This is a genomic window from Sphingobium psychrophilum, assembly GCF_012927105.1.
Taxonomy (GTDB): Bacteria; Pseudomonadota; Alphaproteobacteria; order Sphingomonadales; family Sphingomonadaceae; genus Sphingobium; species Sphingobium psychrophilum.
The window spans coordinates 25,025-34,227 of sequence record NZ_JABBFV010000030.1 but is presented as its reverse complement, the minus strand read 5'-3'; the positions used below and the strand labels follow the sequence as shown (position 1 = coordinate 34,227).

Here is a 9,203-nt window from a genome sequence, read left to right as displayed (position 1 = left end):
ATATCCTTTGTCACGGTTGCCGTCCTTTCCGCTCAGTGGCCTTTCAACACCACTATCTTGGCACATTGCGATGCCGTCTGGGGAGGGCGGCAACCACCCCATCTGTTTGGAAAAGCCGGTTCCAGCCCGCTCCCCCGCCCAACCACACGATCCAGTATCATCCTGTCGGGTGGTTGGGCGGGGGAGCGGGCCGGAACCGCACTTGAAAAGCGCCCTTTCGCGCTTTTCCAAACAGACTCTAACACCAGGAGAGAGAGAGCATGACCGCCTATTTCGTCGCCGTCCGCAACAGCATTTCGGACCCCGCAACCTTCGCCACCTATGGCGACCTGGCCGGCAAATCCATGGCGGGCCATGCGATCACGCCGCTCGCCGTCTATGGCAAGACCCGCGCCACCGATGGGCCGGCGACCGAAAGCGCGGTCATCATCGCCTTCCCGACCTTCGAAGAGGCCGAGGCCTGGTATGACAGCCCCGCCTATCAGGAGGCGCTGAAGCTCCGGCTGGCGAGCGGCGACTATCAGACCTTCATCATCCAGGGCGTCGACTGACCCTTCCGCGCGAAATGTCCACTTTATAGTGCCTTTTTAGATAACCGTAAGCGACTGTTTATAGAGAAAAATAGGAAATCATGCGTTCAGATCTGGCGCATGGTTTCCTAAAAATCGTTATTTAACAATGGCTTGAATTTCACCCATCTAAAACAACTGTCCAACTCGCTGTCGCATTCACGGCACATCCACCCGCGGCAGCAGCGCCGCCTCCAGCCCCGGATAAAGGTGCGACACACTGCGTTGCAGTTCGTAGCGGGCGGCGGCCATCTTCACGAACCGATCCGGAATGGGCCGTTCTCCCGCCTCGACCATGTCCAGCCCGTCCCGCACCGCCTGGGTCAGCGTCGCTTCCAGCCAGTCGATCCAGTCGCGCGTCTGGTCGATCGCCGCCGTGCCGCCCGGATCGAAGGGACCATGCCCCGGCACGACACCACCATGGGGCATCGCTTTCAGCCGATCGAGGCTGGCGCGCCATGTGCTCAGGTCCGCCGTCGGCGTGCTGGGCGCGCGGTCGTGAAAGACCAGGTCGCCGCCCATCAGCAGGCCCGTCTGCGGGTCGAGCAGGGCCAGGTCCGCCGCGCTATGGCCGGATAGCGCCAGCAGGCGCAGCGTCCGACCGCCGAAATCCTCCTCCGACGCCATGATCGCCCTGCCCGGCAGCAGCAGGTCGGTGCCGCGCATCCAGTCGCCCAGCAGCCGGTACATGCCATCGGCATAGCCCTGCCCCTGCGCCCGCAGCGCATCGATCGTGCCGGGCAGCGCCGCGACGATCGCCGGATCGAAGGCAGCCAGGCCCAATCCATGATCGGGGTGAAGATGGCTGACATAGACCCGCACGACCGGCTTGCCGGTCAGTTGCTCCGCCGCCTGCCGCAGCGCGCGGGCGTAGCGGACGGAGGGGCCGCAGTCCCAAAGGACCGTGCCGGCCGGGGTGGTGATGATCGCGATATTGGCGATGGCGCCGCCATTGCCCGCCTCGATCGGTTCGTCCGCGCCGCGCACCAGCCAGACGCCCTGCCCGATCGCTTCGGGGGCGATCGCATAGTCCGCCGCGCGCGCTGGCGCCGACGCCAGCGCCGCCACCCCGCCCAGCAGGGACCGCCGCGACAGGATCATCGGCCACCCGGCATCGGAGACTGGCGCGCCATGGGCAGCGCCGCGCGATAGTCGCGCCCATTGGTGTCCCGCGCCTCCGCCGTCAGCTGCGCCCCTGCCCCATCCTCGACCATCAGCGTGATCGCGGGATCTTCGGCCACCGCCGCCCAGATATCCATCTCGCCCAGCGTCCGGCCGCCGCTGTCCTTCACGCGCAGCGCTTCGAGATGATAGGTCGCGATATTATCGACCAGGCCGGTGTCCATCGGATGGCGGAAATTGAGGCGCACGCGGGCCAGCCCGCCCGGCAAAGGCCAGGCTTCGCCGCGTATCTCGCCCAGATGCTCGGCCCAGTCGCCCTTGACCCGGCTGACCGGCGGGGCGGAGCAGCCGCCGCCAGCCGCGTCGATCCAGCCGCCCGACACCAGCCATTCCCCGCTGGCCAGCTGCACCGCGCCGCGTACCGGGGTGCGCTGGTCCAGCTTGATGCGGGTCGCGACATAAGGGGCGGCATGAAGCGGGCGATAGTCGATGGCGATCGGAATGGGATTGAGATCGACCAGGATGACGATGCGAACGACGCCGGGGATAGCGCGGGCGTCGATCGCGACCGGAAAGGCGCGCTGATTTTCCGCGATCATCGGAAAGTCGACCTTGACGCGCGGGTCGAAGCGGACCGGATCGTCGCCGAACAGCGTGCGGGCATGGGCGGCCCACATCGGCGACCCCAGCGGATCGACGGGTGCTGTCGCCCTGGCGTCGGCCGCGACCAGCACCAGGGCGAGCGCGACCCAAAGGCTTGCCTGCCTTTGCAACATCCTTCTCCCTTTAGTCGGGGTCTATTCTCCTCCCGCGTCGGTTACCATTGGCCCTTGGGTCACCCCCGGAGACGATCATGCGCCGCTTCCTCATCCCTGCCCTACTGATCGCTTCGCCGGGAATCGCGCAGGAACCGCTGTTCGACCCGGCGGGCTATCGCATCGCCCATTATCGCGCACCGGTGCGGCAGGCGCCGGTCGGCGTCGGCCGGATCGCCCCGGCCGCCGCCGCGCAGCTGAGGCCGGGGCGCGACGCCCTGTTCATCGACGTGCTGCCGGCCGAGGGTGGCCATCGCGAGGCGGACGGGCGCTGGCGGCTGGCGGTGCCACACGAGTCCATTCGCGGCGTGCACTGGTTTCCCGAGGCGGGGCGCGGCGCACTGGGTCCGGGGATCGATACCTGGTTCGCGCAAGGGATCGCGCGCCTGACAAAGGGGCGCCGCGATACGATGCTGATCCTCTTCTGCCGCGCCGATTGCTGGATGGGATGGAATGCGGCCAAGCGGCTGCGCGCGGCGGGCTACACCAATGTCTGGTGGCTGGCCGAGGGCACGGACGGGTGGAGCGACCTGCAAAAGCCGCTTTCCCGCGTCGAACCGAACGGCGGCATCGTGCCATAGGACCAAAGGTCAATTGTGCGCGCAGCCCCTGTGGCCGCACTCTCCCATCAATCCGGCAGAGAAAGCCGTCCGATTCCATGGAGAGTGATTTGACTGACCTGCGCATCCCGGCCTGTTTGCTGACCGCCGCCGTCCTGGCCTTTTCGCTGCCAGCCGCGGCGAAAGAGATTGTCGTCCAGATGAAGAATCAGGGCGCCGATGGATCGATGGTGTTCGAGCCAAGCTATGTGAAGGCCGCGCCCGGCGACACGATCCGTTTCAAGCCGACCGACGCCAGCCATAATGCCGAAACGATGGCCAACATGCTGCCCGCCGGCGCGACGGCGATGAAGGGGGGCATGAACAAGGAAGCGGTGCTGACCGTCGGCAAGTCCGGCCTCTACGGCATCAAGTGCATGCCACATTATTCAATGGGCATGGTCGCGCTGGTGCAGGTGGGCAAGGTGACGCCGGCAGACATCGCCGCGGCCAAGGCCGTGAAGCTGCCGCCCTTCGCTGCCAAGCGGATGACCGCGGCGCTGGCCAAGGTGAAGTAAGGGCTGCGCCCCTTTTCAATTTTTACGCATAGCAATCGGGAGTAGACACATGCTGCAGCAGGCGATGGAGCGTTTCGCGGGAAAGACGCTGATCCGCGACCAATATGACAATTATATCGGCGGCGCGTGGGTCGCGCCGGTGCAGGGCGGCTATTTCGACAATATTTCGCCCGTGACCGGCCAAGTGGTCGGCAAAATCGCACGCGGCACCGCCGGCGATATCGAACTGGCGCTGGATGCCGCGCACAAGGCGAAGGACGCCTGGGGCAAGACATCGTCCACCGACCGGTCGAACATCCTGCTGAAGATCGCCGATCGGATGGAGGCCAATCTGGACCTCATCGCGATGGCGGAGACGATCGACAACGGCAAGCCGATCCGCGAGACGACCCATGCCGACATCCCGCTGGCCATCGACCATTTCCGCTATTTTGCGGGTTGCGTCCGCGCGCAGGAAGGGTCGATCAGCGAGATCGACCATGACACGATCGCCTATCATTTTCACGAGCCGCTGGGCGTGGTCGGCCAGATCATCCCGTGGAACTTCCCGATCCTGATGGCGGTGTGGAAGCTGGCCCCGGCGCTGGCCGCGGGCAACTGCATCGTGCTGAAGCCCGCCGAACAGACGCCGATGTCGATTCTGGTGCTGCTGGACGTGATCGGCGATCTGCTGCCGGCCGGCGTGCTGAACGTCGTCAACGGTTTCGGCGTGGAGGCGGGCAAGCCGCTCGCCAGCAACAAGCGCATCAGCAAGATCGCCTTCACCGGCGAGACGACCACAGGCCGCCTGATCATGCAATATGCGTCGGAAAATCTGATCCCCGTCACGTTGGAACTGGGCGGCAAGTCGCCCAACATCTTCTTCGCCGACGTGATGGACGCGGACGACGATTATTTCGACAAGTGCCTGGAGGGTTTTGCGATGTTCGCGCTGAATCAGGGCGAGGTCTGCACCTGCCCCAGCCGCGCGCTGATTCAGGAGTCGATCTACGAGAAGTTCATCGAGCGCGCCATCGCGCGGGTGAAGGCGATCAAGCAGGGTAGCCCGCTCGACCCCAGCACCATGATCGGCGCACAGGCGTCGAACGACCAGTTGGAAAAGATCCTCTCCTATATCGAGATCGGCCTGAACGAAGGCGCGGAATTGCTGACCGGCGGTGCGCGTGCGCATCTGGATGGCGAATTGAGCGAGGGCTATTATGTCACGCCCACCGTCCTCAAGGGCCACAACAAGATGCGCATCTTTCAGGAGGAGATTTTCGGCCCGGTGCTGGCCGTCACCACCTTCAAGGACGAGGCCGAAGCGCTCGCCATCGCCAATGACACGTTGTACGGCCTGGGCGCGGGCGTATGGACCCGCGACGGCAGCCGCGCCTATCGTATGGGCCGGGGCATCCAGGCGGGCCGGGTGTGGACCAACTGCTATCATGCCTATCCCGCCCATGCGGCGTTCGGCGGCTACAAGCAGTCGGGCATCGGGCGCGAAAACCACAAGATGATGCTGGACCATTATCAGCAGACCAAGAATCTGCTGGTGAGCTACAGCCCCAAGGCGCTTGGCTTCTTCTAAAAGCCGTTGACGGTTCGTCGAAGGCGGATTCCTCTCCATAAGGCCTTTGACGGCGGCGGGCATCCTTTCCCCGATGCCCGCCGCATCGTCGTTTTTCAGGAGCATGATCATGACCGGGCTGCCCCCACGCATATTGGCGACGCCAGAGGCGCAGGCGCTGATGCACAGCCTGACGCAAAAGCATGGGCCACTGATGTTCCACCAATCGGGTGGCTGCTGCGATGGGTCCGCGCCGATGTGCTTCCCGCGCGGCGAATTCAAAGTTGGCGGGCAGGACGTGCTGCTAGGCCATGTCGCGGGCGACATAGCGGTGTGGATCGGCGCGGCGCAGTTCGATTACTGGCGCCATACCCAGGTGACGATCGACGTCGTGCCGGGACGCGGTGCCGGCATGTCGCTGGAAAGCCCCGAAGGCGTCCGCTTCATCGTCCGATCGCGTATATTCGACGACGCGGAAAATGCGCTGCTGGAAGCGGCGGGCGAACCGCCCAGGGGCGACGGGATTACGGGATAGGACGAGCGTGACATTGGGACGCGACGCGGTGCATAACCCCCGGAAAAGGGGGAGGCCATGGGGGATAGGAACATGACCATGTTAGCGTCGGAAATCGGTTTCGCATCGAGCCATTCGCCCGATCCGGCGAAGGCGATGGCGGACGTCGCACGGCAATTGGGCGATGCGCCGCTGGCCGGGATGCTGCTCTTCTGCTCGCACCGCTTCGATCGCGATGCACTGGCGCGCGCGGTCAACCGGCATAGCGAACATGTCGTCGCGATCGGTTGCACCAGTTCGGGCGAACTGACCGAGGCGGGCTATGACGAGGACAGCCTGAGCGTGATCGGCTTTCCGGCCGACGCTTTCCACCTGACATCCCATATTTTCGACGATATCGATGCGTTCGATCCTGTTGCCGCGCGCGAGGCGATCCGGTCGCTGGCTGCGGTTGCCGACCGGGACAGCCGGCGGCTGGGCGAGGCGGTCAATCATGTCGCGCTGTTCCTGGTCGATGGCCTGTCCCACCGCGAAGAATTGCTGACGATGACGATTCAGGATGCGCTAGGCGACATCCCGCTGATCGGCGGTTCGTCAGGCGACGGCCTGGCGTTCCGCGAAACCGCGATCTTCGAGGGCGGCCGTTTTCACAAGCGGGCCGCGGTGATCGCGATCCTGTCCACCCCGCGCCCGATCCACGTCTTCAAAGCGCAGCATTACAGGCCCGGCGCGGCGAAGATGGTCGTGACCGGCGCGATCCCGCAGGACCGGATCGTGACCGAGATCAACGCAGAGCCGGCCGCGCAGGAATATCTGCGGCTGGCGGGCCATGCCGGCGAAGCGCTGGGCCTGGCCTTCTACGCCGCACATCCGCCGATGGTGCGCGCGGGCGGCGACTATCATGTGCGGTCGATCCAGAGCGCCAACCCGGACGGCAGCCTGACCTTCTACTGCGCGATCGATGAAGGGATCGTGCTGACCGTGGGCGAGCCGATCGACCGGATCGCGGGGATGGAGACGATGTTCGCCGATATCGGCACCCATGTCGGGCAGGTCGACCGCATCATCGCCTTCGATTGCGTGCTCAACCGCATCGACGCGGAACAGCGGCAGATCGGCCGCGCCGTGTCCGAACTCTATGGCCGCCATCGCGTGATCGGCTTCAACACCTATGGCGAGCAATATCATGCACTGCACGTCAACCAGACGTTCAGCGGGCTGGCGATCGGGCGGTGACGGAAACGACCCTTCCCTCGACCGACGCGGACCTTGCTCAACTGCGCGAAGACAATCGCAAGTTGCGCAAGATCAATGCCGCGCTGATCGATCGGGTGGAACGGTCCAGCGACATGGCCGGCAACGCCTTTTCGATGTTCGAAACCGCGATCACGCTGGAAGCGATGGTGCGCGAACGGACGACCGAGCTGGAAGATGCGCTGGGACGGCTCGCCACCGCCAATGCCGAGCTGGCCCATGCCCATGCGAGCGCCGACGCGGCGCAGCTGCGCCTGCGCGACGCGATCGATTCGATCAACGAAGGCTTCGTGCTGTTCGATGCGGAGGATCGGCTGGTCCTGTTCAACGACGCCTATCTGGGCTTCTGGCCCGAAATCGCCGACCAACTGCATGAAGGCATGTCGTTCGAGGATGTCGCGCGGCTGGCCGCGGCGCATCACCGCCCGCCTGGATCGGTGGTCGCCCCGGATCGCTGGGTGTCCGACCGGCTGGCGCGCCACAGCGTCGCTGATGGCGGTCATGTCCAGGCGCTGGCCGACGACCGCTGGGTCCAGATCAACGAATTGCGCACCAGCGAGGGCGGGATCGTCGGCATCTATACCGACATTACGGAAGTGAAGGCGGAAGACGCCCGCAACCGCGCGCTGGAACTGGCCGAACGCAATCTGGTGCTGCAATCGACGCTCGACAATCTGTCCGAGGGGGTGTGCCTGTTCGATGCCCACGGCCGGGTCGCCGCCTGGAACGAGGCATTGCAGCATATCCTCCATTTGCCCGACGACTGGGCGCAGGAAGGGGCCAGCCATGGCGCGCTGCTAGGCTGGTGCCGCGATCGGCTGGGCATGGCGGACGGGGGGTGTCTCGACTGGCGGGGCGACCAGCCGGGCGCAGCGCGCCATGCGCTGGTCGCGGCCGGAGACCGCCAGTTCGACGTCCGCAGCACGGCGCTGGAGCGCGGGGGCCAAGTGATCGGCTTCACCGACGTCACGGACATGCTGCGCGCACAGGCGGGCCTTCAGGAAACCGCCGAGACGCTGGAGCGCCGCGTCGCAGAACGCACCGCCGAACTGCGCGCCGAAGTGGCCGAACGGCGCGAGATCGAGGCGCAGCTGCGCGACGCGAAGACGGCGGCGGAGAAGGCGAACCTGTCCAAGACCAGCTTCCTGGCCGCCGCCAGCCACGACCTGTTGCAGCCGTTGAACGCAGCGCGATTGTTCGTCGCGGCGCTGGGCGACCGGCGGCTGGCGTTGCCCACCCGTGCGCTGGTCAACCAGACATCGACCGCGCTCGATTCGGTCGAGGATCTGCTGGAGGCGCTGCTGGAGATCAGCCGGCTCGACGCCGGCGCGATCCAGCCGGAGATTATCGACTTCCGGCTCGACACGCTGCTGGGCACGTTGCGGGTGGAATTTGCGCCCGTTGCCCGCGCATCGGGCCTGATGCTGGACATGGCGAGCGAGCCGCTCTGGGTCCGGTCCGACATAAGGCTGGTGCGGCGCATCCTGCAGAATTTCCTGTCCAACGCGCTGCGCTATACCCAACAGGGTTCAGTTCGGCTCGATTGCGTGGTGGGCGAACGGACCATCCGCGTCAGCGTGATCGACAGCGGTCCCGGCATCGCGGCCGACAAGCAGGCGCTGGTGTTCGAGGAATTTCGCCGACTCGACACCCGCACCAGCGGCAAGGGACTGGGCCTGGCCATCGTCAAGCGGGCGAGCGACATGCTGGGCCATCGCGTGACGCTGGAGTCCGCGCCTGGCCGCGGATCGACCTTCGCGATCGACCTGCCGATCGGCGAGCCGGTGGCCGATCTGGACAGCGGGCCGGAGCCGATCGGCCGCGACCGATCGATGCGCGGGCTCAACGTGCTGGTGATCGACAATGAACGGGCGATCCAGACGGGGATGCGCACCCTGCTGGGCGGCTGGGGCTGCACCGTACTGGCGGCGGGCGGCTTTGCCGAAGCGACCGGCCTGTTTGCACCGGACAGCGCGCCGGACATCATCCTGATCGACTATCATCTGAACGAGGGCGAAACGGGCGACGTTGCGCTGGACCGACTGCGCGACCATTTCGCCATGCCGATCCCCGCCGTGATGATCTCCGCCGATCGCGGCAAGGAGTTGAAGGCGCGACTCGACGCGCACGGCATCCCGCTGCTCAACAAGCCGGTCAAGCCCGCGCAGCTCCGCGCGCTGTTGCGGACCATGCTGAAATAGCGGGTTCGCGCTCCTCTGGACCTGCGGCGATCAGGCGTTAGTAGAGGAACAAAGCTGGACGT

Annotated in this window: 9 protein-coding genes; 7 read left to right on the top strand and 2 right to left on the bottom strand. The window is 65.5% G+C overall.

All coding sequences use genetic code 11. The features are described from left to right. Positions 1 to 260 precede the first annotated feature (260 nt). Positions 261 to 551, top strand: coding sequence for a DUF1330 domain-containing protein (locus tag HHL08_RS22990; protein WP_169575266.1), 291 nt, complete (start codon positions 261 to 263; stop codon positions 549 to 551). Positions 552 to 728: 177 nt separating this feature from the next. Here the strand turns inward: HHL08_RS22990 and HHL08_RS22985 are convergent, their stop codons facing one another. Next, positions 729 to 1,670 (bottom strand): quinoprotein relay system zinc metallohydrolase 1, encoded by a 942-nt coding sequence (locus HHL08_RS22985; RefSeq protein ID WP_169575265.1) that lies wholly within the window; start codon positions 1,668 to 1,670, stop codon positions 729 to 731. Further along, positions 1,667 to 2,467 (bottom strand): quinoprotein dehydrogenase-associated SoxYZ-like carrier, encoded by an 801-nt coding sequence (locus HHL08_RS22980; protein ID WP_169575264.1) that lies wholly within the window; start codon positions 2,465 to 2,467, stop codon positions 1,667 to 1,669. The genes HHL08_RS22985 and HHL08_RS22980 overlap by 4 nt, the downstream gene beginning before the upstream one ends. Positions 2,468 to 2,544: 77 nt before the next feature. On the opposite strand from HHL08_RS22980, the gene HHL08_RS22975 reads away from it, so the two are divergent. From HHL08_RS22975 to HHL08_RS22950, 6 genes are all read left to right on the top strand, one after another. Then, entirely contained in the window at positions 2,545 to 3,087 is a 543-nt protein-coding gene (locus tag HHL08_RS22975) for a rhodanese-like domain-containing protein (protein WP_169575263.1), read from the top strand. Positions 3,088 to 3,176: 89 nt separating this feature from the next. After that, positions 3,177 to 3,623: a pseudoazurin gene (locus HHL08_RS22970; RefSeq protein ID WP_408021802.1), complete on the top strand. Its 447-nt coding sequence runs from the start codon at positions 3,177 to 3,179 to the stop codon at positions 3,621 to 3,623. Positions 3,624 to 3,672: 49 nt separating this feature from the next. Continuing rightward, complete coding sequence (gene adh, locus HHL08_RS22965; protein WP_169575261.1) at positions 3,673 to 5,193, top strand: aldehyde dehydrogenase; 1,521 nt, start codon at positions 3,673 to 3,675, stop codon at positions 5,191 to 5,193. 109 nt (positions 5,194 to 5,302) lie between these two features. Next, positions 5,303 to 5,707, top strand: coding sequence for a DUF779 domain-containing protein (locus tag HHL08_RS22960; protein ID WP_169575260.1), 405 nt, complete (start codon positions 5,303 to 5,305; stop codon positions 5,705 to 5,707). A gap of 72 nt (positions 5,708 to 5,779) precedes the next feature. Beyond that, positions 5,780 to 6,922 carry an FIST N-terminal domain-containing protein gene (locus tag HHL08_RS22955; protein ID WP_169575259.1) on the top strand — a complete coding sequence of 381 codons (1,143 nt, stop codon included), beginning with the start codon at positions 5,780 to 5,782 and terminating at the stop codon, positions 6,920 to 6,922. After that, positions 6,919 to 9,141 carry a hybrid sensor histidine kinase/response regulator gene (locus tag HHL08_RS22950; protein WP_169575258.1) on the top strand — a complete coding sequence of 741 codons (2,223 nt, stop codon included), beginning with the start codon at positions 6,919 to 6,921 and terminating at the stop codon, positions 9,139 to 9,141. Before HHL08_RS22955 ends, HHL08_RS22950 begins: the two co-directional genes overlap by 4 nt. Positions 9,142 to 9,203: the final 62 nt, after the last annotated feature.

Coding starts and splice junctions, on each gene's coding strand:
- HHL08_RS22990 (WP_169575266.1), top strand. CDS start 261: ATGACCGCCTATTTCGTCGCCGTCCGCAACAGCATTTCGGACCCCGCA.
- HHL08_RS22985 (WP_169575265.1), bottom strand. CDS start 1,670: ATGATCCTGTCGCGGCGGTCCCTGCTGGGCGGGGTGGCGGCGCTGGCG.
- HHL08_RS22980 (WP_169575264.1), bottom strand. CDS start 2,467: ATGTTGCAAAGGCAGGCAAGCCTTTGGGTCGCGCTCGCCCTGGTGCTG.
- HHL08_RS22975 (WP_169575263.1), top strand. CDS start 2,545: ATGCGCCGCTTCCTCATCCCTGCCCTACTGATCGCTTCGCCGGGAATC.
- adh (WP_169575261.1), top strand. CDS start 3,673: ATGCTGCAGCAGGCGATGGAGCGTTTCGCGGGAAAGACGCTGATCCGC.
- HHL08_RS22960 (WP_169575260.1), top strand. CDS start 5,303: ATGACCGGGCTGCCCCCACGCATATTGGCGACGCCAGAGGCGCAGGCG.
- HHL08_RS22955 (WP_169575259.1), top strand. CDS start 5,780: ATGACCATGTTAGCGTCGGAAATCGGTTTCGCATCGAGCCATTCGCCC.